Source organism: Aeromicrobium sp. Leaf350, assembly GCF_916858655.1.
GTDB lineage: Bacteria > Actinomycetota > Actinomycetes > Propionibacteriales > Nocardioidaceae > Aeromicrobium.
Genome location: NZ_CAKASL010000003.1, coordinates 238,224 through 258,363, shown reverse-complemented (window position 1 = coordinate 258,363; position 20,140 = coordinate 238,224). Strand labels below are relative to the sequence as shown.

20 protein-coding genes and 1 pseudogene are annotated in these 20,140 nt (G+C 72.5%); 12 read left to right on the top strand and 9 right to left on the bottom strand.

All coding sequences use genetic code 11. The features are described 5' to 3' along the window. Nucleotides 1–148: 148 nt before the first annotated feature. From LO931_RS14870 to LO931_RS14835, 9 genes and pseudogenes are all read left to right on the top strand, one after another. Nucleotides 149–2,128, top strand: a pseudogene (locus tag LO931_RS14870) (aminodeoxychorismate synthase component I); the annotation flags it as partial. Between the two features lie 72 nt (nucleotides 2,129–2,200). Continuing rightward, complete coding sequence (locus LO931_RS17640; RefSeq protein WP_370636167.1) at nucleotides 2,201–2,842, top strand: aminodeoxychorismate/anthranilate synthase component II; 642 nt, start codon at nucleotides 2,201–2,203, stop codon at nucleotides 2,840–2,842. After that, nucleotides 2,833–3,984 (top strand): acyl-CoA dehydrogenase family protein, encoded by a 1,152-nt coding sequence (locus LO931_RS14865; protein WP_229054625.1) that lies wholly within the window; start codon nucleotides 2,833–2,835, stop codon nucleotides 3,982–3,984. The genes LO931_RS17640 and LO931_RS14865 overlap by 10 nt, the downstream gene beginning before the upstream one ends. Before the next feature lie 62 nt (nucleotides 3,985–4,046). Continuing rightward, entirely contained in the window at nucleotides 4,047–4,664 is a 618-nt protein-coding gene (gene recR, locus LO931_RS14860) for a recombination mediator RecR (protein ID WP_229054624.1), read from the top strand. 124 nt (nucleotides 4,665–4,788) lie between these two features. Further along, the gene (locus LO931_RS14855) at nucleotides 4,789–5,751 is read left to right on the top strand and encodes a LysR family transcriptional regulator (protein WP_229054623.1); all 963 of its coding nucleotides are present in this window, start codon (nucleotides 4,789–4,791) and stop codon (nucleotides 5,749–5,751) included. A gap of 168 nt (nucleotides 5,752–5,919) precedes the next feature. Then, nucleotides 5,920–7,029, top strand: a complete 1,110-nt coding sequence (locus LO931_RS14850; RefSeq protein WP_229054622.1) for a S1 family peptidase — start codon at nucleotides 5,920–5,922, stop codon at nucleotides 7,027–7,029. A 176-nt stretch (nucleotides 7,030–7,205) separates the two neighbouring features. Further along, complete coding sequence (locus tag LO931_RS14845; protein WP_229054621.1) at nucleotides 7,206–7,631, top strand: hypothetical protein; 426 nt, start codon at nucleotides 7,206–7,208, stop codon at nucleotides 7,629–7,631. A gap of 158 nt (nucleotides 7,632–7,789) precedes the next feature. After that, complete coding sequence (locus LO931_RS14840; RefSeq protein WP_229054620.1) at nucleotides 7,790–9,067, top strand: aspartate kinase; 1,278 nt, start codon at nucleotides 7,790–7,792, stop codon at nucleotides 9,065–9,067. After that, nucleotides 9,064–10,146 carry an aspartate-semialdehyde dehydrogenase gene (locus tag LO931_RS14835; protein WP_229054619.1) on the top strand — a complete coding sequence of 361 codons (1,083 nt, stop codon included), beginning with the start codon at nucleotides 9,064–9,066 and terminating at the stop codon, nucleotides 10,144–10,146. Before LO931_RS14840 ends, LO931_RS14835 begins: the two co-directional genes overlap by 4 nt. 3 nt (nucleotides 10,147–10,149) lie before the next feature. Here the strand turns inward: LO931_RS14835 and LO931_RS14830 are convergent, their stop codons facing one another. The 3 genes from LO931_RS14830 to LO931_RS14820 all read right to left on the bottom strand — a co-directional run bounded on the left by LO931_RS14830 (nucleotide 10,150) and on the right by LO931_RS14820 (nucleotide 15,057). Then, on the bottom strand, nucleotides 10,150–11,193 hold the full coding sequence (locus tag LO931_RS14830; protein WP_229054618.1) for a hypothetical protein: 1,044 nt from the start codon (nucleotides 11,191–11,193) through the stop codon (nucleotides 10,150–10,152). A 78-nt stretch (nucleotides 11,194–11,271) separates the two neighbouring features. Then, a complete protein-coding gene (locus LO931_RS14825) occupies nucleotides 11,272–12,114 on the bottom strand; it encodes a YybS family protein (RefSeq protein ID WP_229054617.1) in 843 nt (280 codons plus the stop codon). Between the two features lie 75 nt (nucleotides 12,115–12,189). After that, nucleotides 12,190–15,057 carry an FAD-binding and (Fe-S)-binding domain-containing protein gene (locus LO931_RS14820; protein ID WP_229054616.1) on the bottom strand — a complete coding sequence of 956 codons (2,868 nt, stop codon included), beginning with the start codon at nucleotides 15,055–15,057 and terminating at the stop codon, nucleotides 12,190–12,192. A gap of 30 nt (nucleotides 15,058–15,087) precedes the next feature. Between LO931_RS14820 and LO931_RS14815 the strand changes: the two genes are divergently transcribed. Continuing rightward, nucleotides 15,088–15,795 carry a GntR family transcriptional regulator gene (locus LO931_RS14815; RefSeq protein ID WP_229054615.1) on the top strand — a complete coding sequence of 236 codons (708 nt, stop codon included), beginning with the start codon at nucleotides 15,088–15,090 and terminating at the stop codon, nucleotides 15,793–15,795. Nucleotides 15,796–15,824: 29 nt separating this feature from the next. Here the strand turns inward: LO931_RS14815 and LO931_RS14810 are convergent, their stop codons facing one another. From LO931_RS14810 to LO931_RS14800, 3 genes are read right to left on the bottom strand one after another with little or no spacing between them, the layout of a single operon-like run. Further along, complete coding sequence (locus LO931_RS14810; RefSeq protein ID WP_229054614.1) at nucleotides 15,825–16,628, bottom strand: MaoC family dehydratase N-terminal domain-containing protein; 804 nt, start codon at nucleotides 16,626–16,628, stop codon at nucleotides 15,825–15,827. A gap of 32 nt (nucleotides 16,629–16,660) precedes the next feature. After that, on the bottom strand, nucleotides 16,661–17,125 hold the full coding sequence (locus tag LO931_RS14805) for a DUF5709 domain-containing protein (protein ID WP_229054613.1): 465 nt from the start codon (nucleotides 17,123–17,125) through the stop codon (nucleotides 16,661–16,663). 57 nt (nucleotides 17,126–17,182) lie between these two features. Next, on the bottom strand, nucleotides 17,183–17,854 hold the full coding sequence (locus LO931_RS14800) for a methyltransferase domain-containing protein (protein WP_229054612.1): 672 nt from the start codon (nucleotides 17,852–17,854) through the stop codon (nucleotides 17,183–17,185). Nucleotides 17,855–17,905: 51 nt separating this feature from the next. Here LO931_RS14800 and LO931_RS14795 point away from each other — a divergent pair, with 51 nt between their 5' ends. Next, nucleotides 17,906–18,415 carry a hypothetical protein gene (locus LO931_RS14795; RefSeq protein ID WP_229054611.1) on the top strand — a complete coding sequence of 170 codons (510 nt, stop codon included), beginning with the start codon at nucleotides 17,906–17,908 and terminating at the stop codon, nucleotides 18,413–18,415. Here LO931_RS14795 and LO931_RS14790 read toward each other — a convergent pair. Next, the gene (locus LO931_RS14790; protein WP_229054610.1) at nucleotides 18,412–18,570 is read right to left on the bottom strand and encodes a hypothetical protein; all 159 of its coding nucleotides are present in this window, start codon (nucleotides 18,568–18,570) and stop codon (nucleotides 18,412–18,414) included. The two genes, LO931_RS14795 and LO931_RS14790, sit on opposite strands and share 4 nt — an antisense overlap. Nucleotides 18,571–18,774: 204 nt before the next feature. Between LO931_RS14790 and LO931_RS14785 the strand changes: the two genes are divergently transcribed. Then, the gene (locus LO931_RS14785; RefSeq protein ID WP_229054609.1) at nucleotides 18,775–19,452 is read left to right on the top strand and encodes a sigma-70 family RNA polymerase sigma factor; all 678 of its coding nucleotides are present in this window, start codon (nucleotides 18,775–18,777) and stop codon (nucleotides 19,450–19,452) included. Nucleotides 19,453–19,496: 44 nt separating this feature from the next. On the opposite strand, the gene LO931_RS14780 is transcribed toward LO931_RS14785, so the two are convergent. Both LO931_RS14780 and LO931_RS14775 read right to left on the bottom strand, forming a co-directional pair. Continuing rightward, on the bottom strand, nucleotides 19,497–19,772 hold the full coding sequence (locus tag LO931_RS14780; RefSeq protein ID WP_229054608.1) for an SAP domain-containing protein: 276 nt from the start codon (nucleotides 19,770–19,772) through the stop codon (nucleotides 19,497–19,499). 96 nt (nucleotides 19,773–19,868) lie between these two features. After that, nucleotides 19,869–20,012: a GPGG-motif small membrane protein gene (locus LO931_RS14775; RefSeq protein ID WP_229054607.1), complete on the bottom strand. Its 144-nt coding sequence runs from the start codon at nucleotides 20,010–20,012 to the stop codon at nucleotides 19,869–19,871. Nucleotides 20,013–20,140: the final 128 nt, after the last annotated feature.

The window sequence follows — 20,140 nt, the reverse complement described above, 5'->3', positions numbered from 1 at the left end:
TCGGTGCGTGAGGCACTCGCCAACCCGTCCGCCCCGGGTCAGCGCGTCAACCCCGACGCGCACGCCGACCCGGGCGACCCGGTCGTGCAGGAGTCCGACGAGGACGTCGAGGCCATGCTCAGCCGCGAGCTCGGCGCGAAGTTCATCGATGACGACGCCGCAGGGCCCCGCTGAGCCCGGTCCGGCCAGCCGGCGACGGCTCGACCTGACCGCCTCCCCCACCGAGGTCCTCCGCCGGCTCCGTCACCGCCGCCGACCCGTCGCGCTCATCGGCGCGTGGCACCACGGCGACGCGCTCGTCGCCGTCGACCCGGTGGCCGAGCTCGCCCCCGAGGCCGATCCGTTCGAGCTCGGCATCGATCCGGCGCCCGCCGACGGCACGTTCGGAGGCGGCTGGATCGGCCTGTGGGGCTACCGGCTCGGCCAGCGCCTCGACGACGCCGGCGGGGGTTCCGGGCCGCGGGCGCAGATCGAGCACCGACCGCACCCCCAGCCCGACCACGTCGTGGGCCACTACCGTCACGTGCTGCGCCGGGCCGGTGGCCGCTGGTGGGCCGAGTCGCTGGACGGCCCGGAGGCCCTCGACGCGTGGGTCGCCGAGCTCGCCGCCGACCTGGCGCTCGACGCCGCACCCCAGGCCTACTCGTTCACCCCCTTCTCGCCCGTGCCCAGCCCGGCCGAGCACGAGGCCGCCGTCGCCCGCGTGCTCGAGCACGTCGCGGCGGGCGACGTGTTCCAGGCCAACCTGTGCCAGCGACTCGAGTCCGACCTCTCGGGCCACCCGCTCGACGTGTTCTGCGCCGGCGTCGAGGCCCTGCGCCCCGCGTACGCCGCCTACGTCGGCTGGCCGGACGGAGCCGTCGCGAGCCTCTCGCCCGAGCTCTTCCTGCGGCGCACGGGCCAGGAGGTGCTGACCTCGCCCATCAAGGGCACCGCGCCGCTCGACTCCGACCCCGCCGAGCTCGAGGCCTCCGCCAAGGACCGTGCCGAGAACGTCATGATCGTCGACCTGATGCGCAACGACCTCGGCCGCGTCTGCGAGCCGGGCTCGGTGCGCGTGCCGGCGATCGCCAGGGCCGAGCGACACAGCGTGTGGCACCTCGTGTCCGACGTCGTCGGGCACCTGCGCGCCGGCGCCACCGACGCCGACCTGCTGCGCGCCACCTTCCCGCCCGGCTCCGTCACCGGGGCGCCGAAGATCCGCGCGATGGAGGTCGTCGGCGCGCTCGAGACCACGGCCCGCGAGGCCTACACGGGCGCCATCGGCCACGTCAGTCCGCACGCCGGCCTCGAGCTCAACGTCGTGATCCGCACCTTCGAGTTCGCCCGCACCGCCCCGGGCACCTGGGCCGCCTGGCTCGGGGTCGGCGGCGGCGTGGTCGCCGACTCCACCCCCGAGGCCGAGCTCCGGGAGTGCTTCACCAAGGCCCTCCCCCTCCTCCACGCCATCGGCGCCGAATTACCGCTCGCGAGAGACTTTGTTACCGCTGACGAGAGACTTCGTCACCACTCGCGAGAGACTTTTCCGCACCGCGGGGAGGCGGTCTTCGAGACCGTGCTGGTCGTCGACGGCGAGCCCGTCGACCTCGACGCCCACCTGGCCCGCCTCGACGCCAGCGTGCGATCGCTGCACGGGCGCACCGTGCGCGCCGGCCTGGAGTCGGCGGTCCGCGGCAAGACCCGCGGCCTCGTCGGTCAACACCGCCTGCGCATCGACGCCGAGCCGGTCAGCGACGGCGACGTCCACGTCGGCCTGACCGTCGCACCACTCGTGCCCGAGCCGACACCCTGGACGCTCGACGTGCAGGTCGTCGACGGGGGCTGGGGCGGGCACAAGTGGGCCGACCGGCAGGCACTGGGACCTGTCGAGCCCGGGCGCGACCGTCTGCTCGTCGACACCGACGGCTCGGTGCTCGAGACCGCCCGTGCCTCGCTGTTCCTCGTGCGCGACGACGGCGTGCACACCCCCGCCCTCGACGGCCGCATCCTGCCCGGCACCGAGCGGGCACGGGTCGTCGAGCGGTTGCGCGCCGCCGGCATCCCCGTGCACCAGCACCGCCTCACGACGCGCGACCTCGCCGCAGCCTCGGAGGTGTTCGTGACCAACGCGCTGCGCGGCACGGTGCCCGTCGTCGAGGTCCCCGGCGTGGGCCGGTGGGAGGTCGGCCCCGTCGCCTCGTTGCTCGTCGAGCGCACCGAGCTGGCCGAGGCCCCGCAGCCCCCGCGGGCCGACGCCGCGCGTGTCCTCTTCGTCGACAACTACGACTCGTTCGTCTACAACCTCGTGCAGTACGTCGGCGAGCTCGGCGCCGAGGCCGAGGTGGTGCGCAACGACCGCGGCGACGTCAGCGACCTCGTGGCCCGTCGCCTCGCCGGCGAGTTCACCCACCTCGTCGTCTCCCCGGGCCCCGGGGCACCGAGCGAGGCCGGCATCAGTGCCGAGCTCGTCCGGCGACTGGGCCCGAGCACGCCCACGCTCGGCGTCTGTCTCGGGCACCAGGTCATCGGCGAGGTGTACGGCGGCCGAGTCGTGCGCGCCCCCGAGGTCGTGCACGGCAAGCCGTCGCTGGTGCACCACGCCGGCGCGGGAGTGCTCGCCGGGCTGCCCAGCCCGCTCACCTGCGCCCGCTACCACTCCCTCGTGATCGACCCCGACAGCCTGCCGCCCCAGCTCGAGGTCACGGCACGCACGGCCTCGGGGGTGATCATGGGGGTGCGACACCGCACCCACCCGGTCGAGGGCGTGCAGATGCACCCCGAGTCGATCCTGACCCACCGCGGCCACGACATGCTGGCGACCTTCCTCGCCGGCGCATCCCACCGGAGGACCCCATGGACCTGAACCTCACCGACGAGCAGCGCGACTTCCGCCGCACCGCCCGGGAGTTCCTGGACCGCGAGGTCGTGCCGTTCCGCACCGAGTGGGACCGCCGCGAGTCGGTCGACACCGCGATCATCCCGAAGCTCGGCGACCTGGGCTTCTTCGGCCTGACGATCCCCGAGGAGTACGGCGGCATCGGCGGCGACTACACGACCTACGTGCTGGCGGCGGAGGAGCTCGGCCGCGCCGACTCGTCGATCCGCGGCATCGTCTCGGTCTCGGCCGGCCTGTTCGGGTCGTCGGTCCTGCGCCACGGCACCGAGGAGCAGAAGCAGCGGTGGCTGCCGGTCATCGCGACCGGCCGCGCCCTCGGATGCTTCGCCCTGACCGAGCCCGGCCACGGGTCCGACGCCGGCAACCTCACCACCAAGGCGGTTCTCGACGGCGACGAGTGGGTCATCGACGGCGAGAAGATCTTCATCACCAACGGCACCTGGGCCGACGTCGCGCTGGTGTTCGCGCGCACCGACGGCCCGGGCGCTCGCGGCGTCTCGGCATTCCTCGTGCCCACCGACACCCCCGGCTTCGGGCGCACCGAGGTCACCGGCAAGCTCGGCCTGCGCGGCCAGGCCACGGCGTCCCTGTCGTTCGAGGGCGTCCGCGTGCCTGCCGACGCGCTCCTCGGCGAGCGGGGCGAGGGCTTCAAGATCGCGATGAAGACCCTCGACAAGGGCCGCGTCACGATCGCGGCCAGCTGCGTCGGCATCGTGCAGGGCTGCCTCGAGGAGGTCGTCGCCTACACGACGCAGCGCGAGCAGTTCGGCAAGCCGATCGCGTCGTTCCAGCTGGTGCAGGACATGATCGCCGACATCTCGGTCGACGCCGACGCCGCGCGCCTGCTCACCTGGCGGGCCGCGGACCTGATGAACCGGGGCGAGCCGTTCGGCACCGCGGCGTCGAAGGCCAAGCTGTTCGCGTCGGAGGCGGCGGTGCGCGCGGCGAACCTCGCGGTGCAGTCGTTCGGCGGCTACGGGTTCATCGACGAGTTCCCCGTGCAGAAGTACCTGCGCGACGCCCGGGTCATGACCTTGTACGAGGGCACGAGCCAGGTGCAGAAGCTGTTGATCGGTCGGGCCGAGACGGGCATCAGCGCCTTTACCTGATTCCCGCTCGCGGGTCGCGCGGCGCGAGCGCCGTGATGGGCCCGGCCCCGTAGGCTGGCGGGGTGTACGACGGCGTGATCCAAGACCTCATCGACGAGCTCGGTCGGCTGCCGGGCATCGGTCCGAAGAGTGCGCAGCGCATCGCGTTCCACCTCCTCGACGCCGATCCCGACGACGTCCGACGTCTCGCCGCGGTCCTGACCGACGTCAAGGCGAAGGTGCACTTCTGCTCGATCTGCTGCGTCGTCACGACCGACACCGAGTGCCGCATCTGCTCCGACCCGCGTCGCGACACCACCGTGCTGTGCGTCGTCGAGGAGAGCAAGGACGTCGTCGCGATCGAGCGCACCCGCGAGTTCCGCGGCCGCTACCACGTGCTGGGCGGCGCGATCAGCCCGATCGAGGGCGTCGGCCCGGAGAACCTCCGCATCAAGGAGCTCTACGCGCGGCTCAACGACCCGGCCATCACCGAGGTCATCATCGCGACCGACCCGAACCTCGAGGGCGAGGCCACCGCGACGTACCTGATCCGCTCGCTCACGACGTTCGGCATCAAGGTCAGCAAGCTCGCGAGCGGCCTGCCCATCGGCGGCGACCTGGAGTACGCCGACGAGCTCACGTTGGGGCGGGCGTTCGAGGGCCGCACCTCGGTGGTCCAGGCGACCACCCCCTCCGCCTGACGCGAGCGCGCGATCTCGCTCGCGGCAGCGAACTAGCTCGCTCGCGAGAGGTTACAAGGTCTCTCGCGAGGGGTAACAAAGTCTCTCGCGAGCGGTAGTACCGGGGGGTTTCTAGACTCGGGGGATGGACCTCGAGCTGCGGCACCTGCGCATCGTGTGCGCGATCGCCGCGTCCGGCAGCATCACGAAGGCTGCGGGCGAGCTCGGCATCGCGCAGCCCGCGCTCACCGCCCAGCTGCGCCGCATCGAGCGCCTCCTCGGCGGGCCCCTGTTCGAGCGCGACCACCGGGGCGTGCGGCCCACCGCGCTCGGCGACCTCGTCATCTCGCGGTCGGCCCTGCTCCTGCCTGCCGTCAGCGGTCTGCTCGACGACGCCGCACGGCTGACCGAGACCAGCCGCTCCGCCCTCCCTGACCAGGTGTCGCTCGGGTCGTCGACGACGTCGATCCTCGCGCCGCTGATCCGTCGCCTGACCGAGACACAGCCCGAGCTCACCGTGAGCACCACTGCCTCGTGGTCGGCCGACGACCTGGCCACCGAGCTCGCCGCCGGGCGCCTCGACTTCTGCATCGCGGGCGTGTGCGGGGGCTCCGGGCCGCCCGCCGGCGACGACCTGGAGTGGCGCACCTTCTCGGTCGACCCCGTGTTCGTGCTGCTGCCCGAGGACCACGCCCTCGCCCGCCAGACCGAGGTCACGCTGGCCGACCTCTCCGACGCGGAGTGGGCGGCCACCCCGGGTGACGGGTGCTTCGAGACCTGCTTCCACCAGGCCTGCCTGCGCGCCGGGTTCACCCCACGCAGCCTCTACGTCGCCGACGCCGCGAGCTGCATCGAGCTCGTCACGTCGGGCACCGCCGTGGCCCTGTGCCAGGCCACGCGCACGCTGCCCGGGCTCGTGACGCTGCCGCTCAAGGACGTCCCGCTGCGCTGGATCCACATGGTCGGGTGGCGACCCGGCTCGGCCGCCGCCGGGCTCGCGCCGGCCGTCCACCGCAGCGTCGAGCTGGCGCACGCCGACCTGGTCGCCCGCAGCGAGGTCTACTCCGGCTGGCTCGACGACCACCCGGAGTTCGGCGTCGCGTCCTGATCAGCCACCGTCGCGCGCGGATCCACGGCATCACACCGGTGGTATGACCTCGCCGGTATCTCCCCAGGACCGTCCCCGGTCACTAGCGTCGAGCCAAGCCCTCGGGGGGCTTCGGGGAAGCCGGCACCTGCCGGATTCGTCGTCCGGCACGACGGAGGAGAAGATCCAGTGGCATCACGTCCCACCCGCATCGGAGCCGTCCTCGGCTCGCTCGCGGCAGCAACCATCCTGACCACCACCGCACCGGCCAGCGCGCAGGACCCGGACGGGGCGCCGGACCGCAGCTCCCAGGCCGCCGCGCTGGAGCGTGACCTCGGGCTGTCGCCGGCCGAGGCAGAGGCGCGGTTCGCCAGCGAGGCCACCGCCGCGCAGGCCGAGCAGACCGCCGTCGCGCAGCTCGGCACCTCCTACGCCGGCTCCTGGTACGACGCGGAGCGCGGCGTCCTCGTCGTCGCGGTCGCCGGACCCACCACGAAGGCCGCGGTGCCGAACGCCGAGCTGGTCTCGGTCGAGCACGCCGGTGCCGAGCTCGAGTCGGCCAAGGCCGCGCTCGACGCCTCGGCCGAGCAGGCACCCGACACGGTCGCCGGCTGGCACGTCGACCCGGCCTCGAACCAGGTCGTCGTCACGACGCGCGACGTCGCCGCGGCCGAGAGCTTCGTGGCCGCCTCCGGTGCGGCGCCGGAGCTGGTGACGGTGCAGCACGCACCCGAGAACCCGCAGCCGCTCGCCGACGTCGTCGGTGGCGAGTCGTACTTCATCAACAACCAGTACCGCTGCTCGGTCGGCTTCGCCGTGCAGGGCGGCTTCGTGACGGCGGGCCACTGCGGCTCGACCGGTGACAGCACGACCGAGCCCACCGGCACCTTCGCGGGCTCGAGCTTCCCCGGCAACGACTACGCCTGGGTGCGCACGCCGAACGACCGACCCGTCGGCGCCGTCGACAACTACAGCGGCGGACGCGTGGCCGTGAAGGGCTCGACGGACGCGCCCATCGGCTCCTCGATCTGCCGCTCCGGCTCGACCACCGGGTGGCACTGCGGCACGATCCAGGCGCGCAGCTCGACCGTGAACTACCCCGAGGGCTCGGTCTCGGGCCTCATCCGCACCACGGTCTGCGCCGAGCAGGGCGACTCCGGTGGCTCCGCGATCTCGGGCAACCAGGCGCAGGGCGTCACCTCCGGCGGCTCGGGCAACTGCAGCTCCGGCGGCACGACGTACTTCCAGCCGGTCAACGAGATCCTGAACGCCTACGGACTCTCGCTCATCACCTCCTGAGCCATCACCGACGCCGTCGGCCCCGGATCCACCAGGACCCGGGGCCGACGGCGTTGCCAGGCGGGGAGCGGTCCCCATCCGGGCGATTGGGCGACGGGGCCGAGACGCCGCTAGGCTCCCCGTGACACGGCACCGGCCGAGATGCGGACCGGGCCATCGACGAACGGGGGACGACGATGAAGCTGCGCTCACGACTGACGGGGGCCGCCCTGGTGGGCACCCTGGCCGTCTTCGGACTGGCCGCCTGCGGTTCCGACGACGAGGGTGACTCGAACAACGACAGCAGCGACTCGAGCTCGCAGTCCGAGGAGTCCACCGAGCCCTCGGAGGACACCAGCGAGGGCGACGGCGACAAGCCCAGCAAGGACGACGTCGTTGCCGGCTACTCCGGTCTCATCACCGAGATCCTCGGCGGCACCGAGCTGCCCCAGGACATCCTGAACTCCGTGGTCACCTGCTTCGTCGACGAGGTCTACGACGACGCGTCGGCCCAGACGCTGCAGGCCATTGCCGACGGCAACGCTGCAGGCATCGACCCGGCTGACACCCAGCTGTTCACGGACGCCTCGACGACCTGCCAGAGCCAGATCGCCGGCGGCTGATCCACGCCTCCACCGAACGGCCCCGGACCTCACGGTCCGGGGCCGTTCGCGGATCGCCGACGAAGGCCACCCTTCGCGGCCGGTAGGATTGGCGCGGACGCCGAACCGCGGCGGCCAGGAGCCGTTCGAGGGCTCCGCTGACCAGCAGGGAAGGGCCCATGGGCATCGTCGTCCAGAAGTACGGCGGCTCGTCGGTGGCGGACGCCGCCAGCATCAAGCGAGTCGCACAGCGCATCGTCGCGACCAAGAAGGCGGGTCACGACGTCGTCGTGGTCGTCTCCGCGATGGGCGACACGACGGACGAGCTCATCGACCTCGCCAACGAGGTCTCCCCGCTGCCCCCGGCCCGCGAGCTCGACATGCTCCTGACCGCCGGTGAGCGCATCTCGATGGCCGTGCTGGCCATGGCGATCGGCAACCTCGGCCAGGAGGCACGCTCCTTCACCGGCTCGCAGGCCGGCGTCATCACCGACGCCGACCACGGCCGCGCCAAGATCATCGACGTCACCCCCGGCCGCATCGAGCAGGCGCTCGCGGAGGGCGCCATCGCGATCGTCGCCGGCTTCCAGGGCGTCTCGCAGACCACGAAGGACATCACCACGCTGGGCCGTGGCGGCTCCGACACCACGGCCGCCGCGCTCGCCGCGGCGCTGCATGCCGACGTGTGCGAGATCTACTCCGACGTCGACGGCGTGTTCACCGCGGACCCGCGCATCGTGCCGACCGCGCGCCGCATCCCGCAGATCTCCTACGAGGACTGCCTCGAGATGGCCGCCAACGGCGCCAAGATCCTGCACCTGCGCTGCGTCGAGTACGCGCGCCGCACCAACCTGCCCATCCACGTGCGCTCCTCCTTCTCGCAGAAGGAGGGCACCTGGGTGGTCCCCGCTGAATCCGTCGAGAAGGACGCCGCCATGGAAGCCGCCATCATCACCGGCATCGCGCACGACCGCAGCGAGGCCAAGATCACCGTCGTCGGTGTGGCCGACAAGGTCGGCTACGCCGCGTCGGTCTTCAGCACGCTGGCCGAGGCGTCGATCAACATCGACATGATCGTGCAGAACATCTCGGCGGCCGCGACGGGCCTGACCGACATCTCCTTCACCCTGCCGCGCTCCGACGGCGCCAAGGCGATGGAGGCCCTGACCCGCGCGAAGGACGTGATCGGCTTCGAGCGCCTGCAGTACGACGACAGCGTCGGCAAGGTCTCGGTCATCGGCGCCGGCATGCGCAACGCGCCGGGCATCAGCGCCACCTTCTTCACCGCGCTCGCCGACGCGGGCGTCAACATCGAGATGATCTCGACCTCGGAGATCCGCATCTCGGTCATCACGGCCGAGAGCCAGGTCGACGAGGCCGTGCGCGCCGCGCACGCCGCCTTCGGACTGGGGTCCGGCGAGGTCGAGGCCGTGGTCTACGGAGGTACCGGACGATGAGTGCAGCAGACGGAGCCACCGGCGGGGGTGCCGGGCGACGGGCGGCAATTGGAATTGTGGGAGCGACCGGGCAGGTCGGTGTCGCGATGCGCCAGATCCTCGAGGAGCGGAACTTTCCCGCCTCGCAGGTCCGCTTCTTCGCGTCGAGTCGCTCGGCCGGCACCGTGCTGCCGTTCAACGGCGGCGAGGTGACGGTCGAGGACGCCACCACGGCCGACCCCGCCGGCCTGGACATCGCCCTGTTCTCGGCCGGCGCGACCACCAGCCGCGCTCTGGCGCAGAAGTTCGCCGACGCGGGCGTCACGGTGGTCGACAACTCCTCGGCGTTCCGCAAGGACCCGGCGATCCCGCTCGTCGTCAGCGAGGTCAACCCGCACGACATCCCGGCCGGCGACGGCCCGGGCGGTCGCGGCATCATCGCCAACCCCAACTGCACCACGATGGCCGCGATGCCGGTGCTCAAGCCGCTCGCCGACGCGGCGGGGCTGAAGCGCCTCGTCGTCAGCTCGTACCAGGCGGTCTCGGGATCGGGCGTGGCCGGCGTGCAGGAGCTGCACTCCCAGGCCCTCGCCGTGGTCGAGAAGGCCGACGCCCTCGCCTACGACGGCAGCGCGCTGACGTTCCCCGACCCGGTCAAGTACGTCGCACCGATCGCCTTCAACGTGGTTCCGCTGGCCGGCTCGATCGTCGACGACGGCTCGTTCGAGACCGACGAGGAGCAGAAGCTCCGCCACGAGAGCCGCAAGATCCTCGGCCTGCCCGACCTGCTGGTCGCAGGCACCTGCGTGCGCGTGCCGGTGTTCACGGGCCACTCGCTCTCGATCCACGCCGAGTTCGACCGCGCCATCACCCCCGAGGAGGCGACCGAGATCCTCTCGGGTGCCCCGGGCGTCAAGCTCGTCGACGTGCCCACGCCCCTGCAGGCGGCCGGCACCGACCCGAGCCTCGTGGGTCGCATCCGTCAGGACCAGAGCATCGCCGACGGCAAGGGCCTCGTCCTGTTCGTCAGCGGTGACAACCTGCGCAAGGGCGCGGCGCTCAACACGGTGCAGATCGCCGAGCTCCTGCTCGGTAACTGAAGTTCAGTCGCGGGCGACGAGCTCGATCGGGGCGTCGCCCAGACCGAAGACCGAGCCTGACGGGAGCGCCTGCGCCTCGTCCTGCGGGGTCGCGAAGCACGTGACGGCGTTGCTGAGGCCACCGGTGCCCCAGCCCTCGTCGCCGCGCAGGGCCTGACCAATCACCGACTCGTCACGGTCGTCACCGATCACGAGGCCCAGGACGTCGTTGCAGGCCTGGTCGAGCAGCTCCTGCACGTCGCCGGGGAACGGCCCGGCCGGGTCGGCTGACGCCGCTGCGAGCTGCTCGTCGTCGAGCATCGGCGTCGCGTCGAAGCTGACCGTGTACTCGGCGTCGTGGACGCTCTCGCACGACGTGTCGGCCGGGAGCCCAGCGGCGTCGAAGGAGAAGCACAGCCGCTGCGACAGCGGGCGCTCGCTCGAGAGCAGCGACACCGTGGTGGGTCCCGTCACCGGGGCGACGGGCGCCTCGTCGGGCGTCGCGGACTCCTCGACGAAGCGGTTGACGCACAGCAGCGACGGCTGATCAGTCCAGCCGTCGACGGGCAGCACCGCGTAGGGGGCCGAGGTGTGCGAGATCGGGATCACCTGGAGGGAGGCGATGTCGGTGCCGGCCAGCTCGGTGCCGCCGTCGAGACCGAGGGCGCGCTGCAGCGCGATGTCGCAGTACGCGCGGGCGAACGCGGCGAAGGTGATCTGGACCGGCTCGGTGCGCGCGCCGTCGAGGCCCGCCTGCAGGCGCACCCGGTCCTCCTCGGTGGCCTCGGTGGACGCGAGGTAGCGGCCGGGGATGTCCTGCGCCGCGAGCACCTCGTAGACGTGCTCCTCACCGCAGTCGACGATGGCGTCCTCGGTCACGGGGGTGTCGCCGAGAATGCTCGGATCACCGGACGAGGCGATGCACGCGCCCGGCACCAGACCGCTCGCGACGCCGGTGGGGGCGGGCTGCGGCTCGGGCACGTCGGGATCGGACTGACAGGCCGCCAGGGAGACGGCGAGCGTGGCGGTCATGGTCGCGATGAGCAGTCGTCGCACGGGCAGTCGCACAGGGGTCCTCGTCCTCGGTCGGGACGCCGGACGGCGCCGGTGTCCCCGCAGATGTCTCCCGGACAGGGTACGGGCAGGTCAGCGGACGGAGACAGGATCCCCGGCGTCGGCCGGCTCGTCGTCGTACGCCTCGCGGTCCTCGGCCTCGGCGATGCGTGCGCACCCGTGCGCGACCAGGTGGGAGGTCACGGCCACGGCCGGCACGATCAGGAGCGACCAGAGGCTCTGGGCGTTCGTCGGCAGGAGGATGAGCAGGAGCACGATGCCGACGAGCTGCGCGAGCGCCGCGACGACCGTGGCGGACGAGTGCCCGAACCAGCGCAGGAGGGTGCGGCTGACCAGGAAGGCCGCCACGGCGATGAGGGCGAAGGCGAGCACGCCCCAGCCACCACCGGACTTCACGCCGAAGACCGCCTTGAAGACGGCCAGGGCACCGGCACCGAGGGCGACGACCGCCAGGCCGCTGACGACCGCGGTGACGAGGACGCCACGGACGCCGGGCCAGTGCGGCAGACGGACGGCCAGCACCCGGCGACCGCTCGCGCGGACGCCCGTGCCGACGGCTCCGGCCCCGCGACGGACGGCCTGGCCGGCGCCGCTGGTGCGCTCGGACGCCGAGAGGCGCCAGTCGTCGACGACGTCACGCGGTGAGCGGCGCGGCGTGTTGGGCACGACCGCCGGCTTCGCCTGCGACGTCTTCTGCGCCCCGGTCTTGTTCTTGGGGGTCGGCCGGGCCGTGGTGCTGCCACCGAGCGTCACGGTGCGGCCGGTGCTGGGGTTGGTGACGGTGCGCGTGCGTGGCGTGGAACCGCGTCCGGGCGCGGCCACGCGAGGTCGCTCCTCGCGACCCACGTCGCTGACCGGGCGCACGACCGTCTTCCTGACGACGCGACGCACGACCTTCTTCGGCTCGTCGTTCACGTCACCAAGTGTGTCACAGGGCACAGGCCACGACCGGGCGTCCGGGGCCCTGCCGGAGCGGGGCAGGGCGGTGGCTCAGGGGAGCTTGGAGGCCAGGAGCTCCGCGAGGTGCAGGGACGGGCGCTCGCGCAGGTCGGCGACCTGCGTGCGGCAGCTGAATCCGTCGGCCAGGACGATCGCGTCAGGCGCAGCGTCGAGGGCCGGCAGGAGGTTCTGCTCGGCCACCGCGACCGAGACCTCGTAGTGCCCGATCTCCACCCCGAAGTTGCCCGCGAGACCGCAGCAGCCGGCGAGGGTCGTCACCTCGGCGCCGGTGCGCCCGAGCAGCTTCTCGTCGGGCGTCCAGCCGAGCACGGCGTGCTGGTGGCAGTGCGGCTGCACCACGACCGTGGTGCCGGACAGGTCGGGTGCCTCCCAGCCGTCGGTCTCCCCCAGCAGCTCCGAGAGCGTGCGGGTGGCCGCCGCGACGGTACGGGCGTCGTCGCCCCGCTCGGGGTCGTTGCCGAGCAGCTCGATCGCGTCACTGCGCAGCACGGCGGTGCACGACGGCTCGACGCCGACGATCGGGATGCCGGCTCGAGCAGCCACGGCGAGCTCGGCGACGGTGCTGCCGAGGATGCGCTTGGCCGCGTCGAGCTGGCCCGTGGTGATCCAGGTCAGGCCGCAGCAGGTGCCGGCCGACGGCAGCTGCGGCTCGTAGCCGGCATCCCGGAGCACCGCCACCATGGCCTCGGCGACCGACGGCGAGAAGCTGTTGCTGAAGGAGTCGACGAACAGCATCACGGGCTGGCGCAGCGGCGCGGACCCGCGGGCCTTGCGCTCCTGCCGAGCCCACCAGCGACGGAACGGCGTCGTCGCGAACGCGGGGATGCTGCGGCGTTGGTCGACGCCAGCGCCCCAGAGGGCGAGTCGGCCGACGAGCGGCAGCCTCATGCCGAGGTTCGCCAGACGGGGGAACCGGCCGGCGATCCGGCTCCAACGCGGCAGCCACCCGAGCGTGTAGTGCGAGCGCGGCCGCAACCGCTTGCGATAGCTCTGGTGCAGGACCTCGGACTTGTAGGTCGCCATGTCGATGCCCGTGGGGCAGTCGGAGGCGCAGCCCTTGCAGGCCAGGCAGAGGTCGAGCGAGTCGTGCACCTCGGGCGAGCGCCAGTCGAGGCGCTCGCCACGCACGAGCTCCTGCAGCACGCGGGCGCGGCCACGCGTGGAGTCCTTCTCCTCTCGCGTCGCGAGGTAGGAGGGACACATGACCCCGCCGGACGCCGTGTTGTCGGCCCGACACTTGCCCACGCCGGTGCAGCGGTGCACGGCTCCGGCCAGGCTGCCGTGGTCCTCCTCGTACGCGAAGGCGAGCGGACGCCGGTTCGGGAAGGTGCCCGCGACGCGGACCTCCTCGTCGGCCGCGTCGGGCTCGACGAGCACGCCGGGGTTGAGCAGGTCGGTCGGATCGAAGACGCCCTTGACCTGACCGAACAGGCCGATCGCCTCCGGCGAGTACATCGTGGGCAGCAGCTGGCTGCGGGCGCGGCCGTCGCCGTGCTCGCCGGAGAGCGTGCCGCCGAAGGACGCGACGAGCTCGGCCGCCGACTGCAGGAACGCGCGGAACACGGCGGTGCCGTCGGGGCGGTCGAAGGGGAAGTCGAGACGCACGTGCATGCAGCCGTCGCCGAAGTGGCCGAACGGGGCCGAGGTCAGACCGTGCTCGGCGACCAGGGCGTCGAACTGCGCGAGGTACTCGCCGAGGCGGTCGGGCGGGACGGCGGCGTCCTCCCAGCCGGGCCAGGCCGGCTTGCCCGAGGGCGCGCGGCCGGCCAGGCCGGCGCCGTCCTCGCGGATGCGCCAGAGGCGGGCCTGCACCTTCGGGTCGGGCACGACGAGGCTCTCGACACCGAGGCCCTCGGCCGCCAGCCGCTGGGCCCGCTCCATGACGTCGTCGGCGTCCTCGCCGGCCAGCTCGACGAACAGCCACGCGTTGCCGCGTGGCAGGTCCGGCACCGCGCCGGCGCCGCGGCGGCTGACGAGCACGTCGATGAGCCGGGAGTCGAGGCCCTCGCACGCGGTCGGGCCGTGGGCGACGACGGCTGGGGAGGCCTCGCCGGCCTCGACGATGTCCTCGAAGCCGATCGCCACGACCACGCGGTGCGCCGGGTCGGTGACGAGCCGCACGGTCGCCTCGGTGATGACACCGAGGGTGCCCTCGGAGCCGACGAGCGCCTGCGTGAGGTCGAAGCGCTCGGGCAGCAGGTGGTGGACCGCATAGCCGGAGACCTGACGTCCGAAGCGGTCGAACTCGGTGCGCGCGACCTCCAGGTGGCGGCCCATGACCGAGCGGAGGTCGGCGACCAGCTGCTCCCCGCCCTCGACGAACGGCTTGCCGTCGGCGCCGTATCCGGTGCGGAACAGGTCACCGGCGGCGGTCATGACCTCCAGGCCGGCGACGTTGTCGGACGTGCGGCCGTAGCCGAGGCTGCGCGAGCCGCAGGCGTTGTTGCCGACCATACCGCCGATCGTGCAGCGCGGGTGAGTCGACGGGTCGGGGCCGAAGCGGCGTCCCTGCGCCATGGCCTGCTTCTGCAGGACGGCGTGCACGGTGCCGGGCTCGACCACCGCGAGGCCGGCCTCGCCGTCGACCGACAGGACACGATTCATGTGGCGGCTGAAGTCGAGCACGATGCCGCGACCGATGGCGTTGCCCGCGACCGACGTGCCGGCCCCCCGCGAGGTGACCGGCACCTCGAGCGTGCGGGCGACCTCGAGGATCTCGGCGACCTCGTCACGCGAGCGCGGTCGCACCACGGCGGTCGGCGGGATGCGGTACAGCGACGCGTCGGTCGAGTACATCGCACGCGTGCCCTCGTCCGCGAGCACGTCGAGGCTCCGGGCCTCCAGGGCGGCGACGACGTCGAGGCGCACACCGGGAGTCGCGATGTCGAGGGTGGTCATGCGGACTGCTCCATGAGTAACATGTTACATGTGAGTCAACCCTTAGCGGATCGACCGACCCTGGCCGAGGCCGTCGTCGAGGCGATGCGCGACGGCATCCGCCACCGCACCTTCGTGCCCGAGCAGACGTACTCGGTGCAGCAGGTGGCCGACCTCCTGGGCGTCTCGCGCAGCCCCGTGCGCGAGGGCCTCCTCAAGCTCGAGGAGGCCGGACTCGTGCAGTTCTCGCGCAACCGCGGGTTCCACGTCGTGCTCCCGCGCTCGCGCGACATCGCCGAGATCTTCGGCGTCAGGCTCGCGCTGGAGCCGGCCGCCGCGGCGCGCGTGGCTCGCCGCGCCGACGCCGAGCTGCTGGGCTCGATCCGCGCCGCGATGGAGGCCCTGCGGGCAGCCGCAGCCACGGGCGACGAGGCCACCTTCTGGCGCCACGACCGCGAGCTGCACCGGCTCCTGCTGGTCGGCGGAGGCAATCCGCGAGCCGCCTCGATCGTCGCCGCCCTCCGCTCCACGACCGCCCTGCTCGGACCACCGACCTCGGCCGGACCGCGCGACCTGCGCCAGATCGGCGAGGAGCACGCCCCGATCGTCGCGGCCGTCCTCGCGGGCGACGGCGACGGCGCCGAGGCCGCAATGGCCGCGCACCTCACCTCCACCGGCCTCCTCCTCGTGGCACAGGCCGAGGGCACGGCGGTCGACCATCCCGACGTCCAGCGCATCTGGGACGACGTCGCGGGCTAGGCCGGTCCCGAGCGACCGCGGGACTCGGCCTACGTCCAGGTGGCCCTCGCGGTGACCACGCCGGCGTCGTCCTGCACGCGCACCTCGACGCCGCCGTCGATCCGGTCCGCGACGACGTGCAGGCCGCGGCCCTCGTGCAGGGGCGACGTGAGCCGATAGGCGAACGTCGACGCGTCGGGCTCGAGCCCCGTCGCGAGCTCGGCCATGAGCACGGCCTGCAGGGGGCCGTGGACCACGAGACCCGGGTGCCCCTCGACGTCGCGGGCGTACTCGCGGTCGTAGTGGATCCGATGTGCGTTGTAGGTCAGGGCCGAGTACCGGAACAGCAGCGTCGGGTCGACGTCGACCGAGCGCACGGCGTCGCCCGTCGGCTCGACCGGGGTCGACGAGGCACCGGCAGCCGCACCGCCGGCCGGCGCCGACTCGAGGTAGACGATGTCGCGATCGTCGACGAGCGCGACGTCATCGCCGACGCTCGTCGTCGTGCGGGTCGTGACGAGCGTCATCGGGCCGTGGCGACCCTGCTTCTCGGTGCTGCTCGCGACCGCGGTGCGCGCGACCGCCTCGTCACCGACGCGCAGCCCCCGTTCGAGGCGCACGCGCCCGCCCGCGAACATCCGGCGCAGTCCCGCGCGAGGCGGGGTCGGGAAGCCCACGTTCACGTGACCGTCCGGCGCGAGCTCGTGCTGCGCCGGACGCGGCAGGAAGTAGGCGAAGTGCCACAGCAGCGGCAACGCGTCACCCTCCACCGGAGCGACCTCACGTCCCAGCAGGCCGGCGAGGGCCAGGGCCTGGTCGGCACCGATCCGGTCGCCCACCACCTGTTCGTCCACCACCTGCTCGTCGGTGCCGGAGCGATCGCCGCTCACGCCGTGTCGGGCCTGATCTCGTCGTCCGTCTCGCCCTCGAGCGCGTCGAGCTGTTCCTCGCTCCAGGTGTGCACCGCGGCCTCCTCGGCGCTCGCGCCGGCTCCGTCGATGCCGACGTCTCCGGCCACCTGCTGCTGGACGTCGTCGACGTCCGTGCCCTCGTCCGGCGCGACCAGACGGCCGGAGCGCTCCTCCCCCGCGAACGTGTCGGAGGGGTCGTCCAGCTCGCCCGCGTCGGTGTCGGGGTCGCGGGCGTCGGTGGGCGTGATGCCCGTGTCGTCCGGGACCTCCTGCGCGAGCCGCTCCTCGAGGCTCTCGCCCTCCCGCTGCTCCTCGGCCGTGACGCCCTTGGCGATCGAGCCGCGCAGCCTCTCCGGCGGGGAGATCCCCTCGTCCAGCACGTCGTCGACCCCGCGGTCGACCAGCGAGTCCTCGGGCTGCAGCTGTCCGTCGTTGCTCATGATGCCTCCTGCTCGATGGGGATCGGGGTCCTCGTCGAGCCTGTCACGCGCCACCGCTCACGCAAGGCGAGCGGGAGCGGGCCGGAGCAGCGCCACGGCTCCGCCGTCGAAGCCGCGGACCTCCGCGACGACCAGACCTGCCGCGCTCAGCTCGGGCGCCAGCCGGGCGACCTGCTCGTCCGATCCGAGCTGCAGCAGGGCAGCGCCCTCCGCCAGCAGGTGCCGCGCGGCCACCGCGACACAGGTCCGGGCGACGTCGAGCCCGTCCTCGCCACCGTCGATCGCCAGCACCGGGTCGTCCGGGAACCGACTGACCTCCGCCGTCGGGACCCACGGCGGGTCGGCCACGAGCAGCACGAAGCTCTCGTCGGCGCGCAGCGCGCGATCCATCGGCCCGCACCGGACGTCGACGTACGCCCCGGCGGCCGCTGCGTTCTCCCGCGCGTAGGCGCAGGCCGTCTCGTCCTGGTCGACCTGCACGAGACGGCGACCCGAACCGTGGACCGCGGCGAGCCCGATGTGCCCGGCGCCGCTGCAGACCTCGAGCACCGGCCCGGCAGGGAGGCCGTCGAGGAGGTCTCGCGCCCACGTCGCCTGGGCCAGCGTCCACGGACGCGGCACGAGCACGGAGTCGTCGAAGCTCACGTCGATGTCGCCGAAGGGCATGCGCGCCGCGATCGGGGTCGTGGACCTCGCCTGCTCGACGCGATCGGTCGGGACTTCGTTCACGGGGGCTCCTTCGTTCCGGCAGGGGAGTTCCCCGCAGGACGTCCGCCATGCGTGACGCGGCGGCTCGATGGGTACTCCTCGCTCATGGACCTCCTCGCGCACTACGTCCGGATCCACCTGACCGGCGCCTCGGCCGGCATCGAGCTGTTCTCGCGCGGCCCGGGTCTCGACGACCCGAAGGCGCGCCAGATCACCGCCGACATCCGCGGCGAGCTGTTCGAGGAGCGCTCGTGGCTCCGCGGCTTCGCCCGCGAGATCGGCGCCTCGGAACCCCTGCTCGTGGAGACCGTGGCGAAGATCGGCGAGCGGGTCGGCCGACTGAAGCCCAACGGCTCCCTGCTCCACCGCACACCCTTGACCGACGTGATCGATCTCGAGACGATGCACGACGCGGTCTCCGGCAAGGTCGCGGGCTGGGAGGCCCTCCTGCAGTTCGACGATCCGCGCGCGGACAAGGCGGAGCTGGAGCGACTGCTCGCGCAGGGACACTCGCAGCTGGAACGACTCCGGGACCGCCACCGCGCGGCGGCGAAGCGGGCCTGGGAGTCGCGCCGCGCCTAGTCGGCCTCGGCCTCGTCCGGATCCGACGATTCGCGAACCAGCTGGAACTCGGCGTCGCACCGCACGCAGGCGTAGAGGGAGAAACCCTCGACGTCGCCCAGGTGGACGGCAGCGTCCTCGTGGCACTCGGGACAGGCTCTGATGATCTCGCGCACGCGGCGGGACATCCTTTTCGGACGAATCCTCGCCGCCAGTTGCGTCAGCGGTTCGACCCGATCTTAACCGTCCGAGCGACGCCTCCTGACCCCACCCCACGGCGCGTGGCCGCGCTCGGGTTGCGGGGCCTGCAGAGCGGTGGGAACGTGGCTAGTGGTTGAGCACCAGCCATCGACGTTCCAATCCTTTTGGGGGAACAGATCATGGCTGTCACAGCTGCCGACCAGCACGACCTCATTCTCGGCCACCTCACACTGGCCAACCGACTGGCCCGCGGCTTCCGCGGCCGCGGTGTCGACGGCGACGACCTCGAGCAGGTCGCCCGTCTGGCTCTGGTGAAGGCCGCCGCCGGCTTCGACGCCGGACGCGGCGCCTTCGCCGCCTTCGCGACCGCCACGATCCGCGGCGAGCTCAAGCGACACTTCCGCGACCGTGCCTGGGGGGTCCGCCCCCCGCGGCGGCTCCAGGAGCTGCAGGCGCGTCTGTCGGCCGAGCACGTCGGTGACGTCACGACCGACCAGGTCGCCGCCCTCGCCGACCGGATGGGCGTCGACCCCGCGGAGCTGACCGAGGCGGCCGCGGCCCGAGGCTGCTACTCCCCGGACTCGATCGACGCCGCCGAGGAGGCGGGTCACGAGATGGGTCTCCGCGACGAGAGGCTCGACATGGTCGACGACTGGGTGACCTTCGGCCGCCTCTGCCGCGACCTGTCGGACGCCGATCGGCGACTGCTGTTCTGGAGGTTCGTCGAGGACCGCACCCAGGTCGACATCGCCGAGCGGCTCGGCATCAGCCAGATGCAGGTCTCGCGCCGGCTCACGGCCCTCCTGGCGCGGATGCGGGCCGCGGCCGAGGGCGCACCCGCGCCGCAGGCCGCCTGACCCGCACGCCGCCCTGACGCGCACATCCACCTGGTGCGCTCGGCTCAGTGGTCGCGGAGCCTCTCGACGAGCTCGTCCTTCGTGAGGTCGGAGTAGCCGCTGAGGCCGAGCTCCTTGGCGCGGTCGCGGAGCTCGGCGACGGTCCAGTCCTCGTACGAGCCGGATCGACCTCCCTTGGCACCGACGCTCTTCTCGGACCTGCCCTTCTGGGCGGTCGCGTTGGAGATGCGGGCGGCCTTCTCCTTCGAGGCTCCGTCATCGCGGAGCGCCTCGTAGAGATCGGGGTTCTTGATGCTGTTCGGTGTGTCCTTCTCGGGCATGGTCTTCCTCCTCGGTCACCGTTCGTCGAGGGAGTACCCACCGGCGCGGACCTCACCCGGCTCCGAAGAGCCTGGGCGGGTCCGCGCCGGCTCACATCAGGTGAAGATGCTGACGCCTCCGGGGCCCACGAGCAGGCCCACGACGATCAGCACGATGCCCCAGAGCATCTCCTTGCGCAGCAGTGCGAACACGCCGGAGACGACGAGCACCACGGCAATGATCCAGAGAATGAGTGACATTCTTTTCTCCCTTCGTTCGGAGATCTCGACGCTAGTCCTGTTCCGACGATCCGCATGTCGGGAGCGCTGCGGCGTGACTCGCACCCCTCGTTTCGGCCCGCGGCACAGGGGTACCTGACGGTGACCCC

What these genes read in the sequence shown, in the direction of transcription:
- LO931_RS14820 (WP_229054616.1), bottom strand. Translation starts at nt 15,057, where the DNA reads ATGACCACCCTCGACATCGCGACTCCCGGTGTGCGCCTCGACGTCGTC.
- LO931_RS14805 (WP_229054613.1), bottom strand. Translation starts at nt 17,125, where the DNA reads ATGAGCAACGACGGACAGCTGCAGCCCGAGGACTCGCTGGTCGACCGC.
- LO931_RS14865 (WP_229054625.1), top strand. Translation starts at nt 2,833, where the DNA reads ATGGACCTGAACCTCACCGACGAGCAGCGCGACTTCCGCCGCACCGCC.
- LO931_RS14840 (WP_229054620.1), top strand. Translation starts at nt 7,790, where the DNA reads ATGGGCATCGTCGTCCAGAAGTACGGCGGCTCGTCGGTGGCGGACGCC.
- LO931_RS14835 (WP_229054619.1), top strand. Translation starts at nt 9,064, where the DNA reads ATGAGTGCAGCAGACGGAGCCACCGGCGGGGGTGCCGGGCGACGGGCG.
- LO931_RS14855 (WP_229054623.1), top strand. Translation starts at nt 4,789, where the DNA reads ATGGACCTCGAGCTGCGGCACCTGCGCATCGTGTGCGCGATCGCCGCG.
- LO931_RS14775 (WP_229054607.1), bottom strand. Translation starts at nt 20,012, where the DNA reads ATGTCACTCATTCTCTGGATCATTGCCGTGGTGCTCGTCGTCTCCGGC.
- LO931_RS14785 (WP_229054609.1), top strand. Translation starts at nt 18,775, where the DNA reads ATGGCTGTCACAGCTGCCGACCAGCACGACCTCATTCTCGGCCACCTC.
- LO931_RS14845 (WP_229054621.1), top strand. Translation starts at nt 7,206, where the DNA reads ATGAAGCTGCGCTCACGACTGACGGGGGCCGCCCTGGTGGGCACCCTG.
- LO931_RS14780 (WP_229054608.1), bottom strand. Translation starts at nt 19,772, where the DNA reads ATGCCCGAGAAGGACACACCGAACAGCATCAAGAACCCCGATCTCTAC.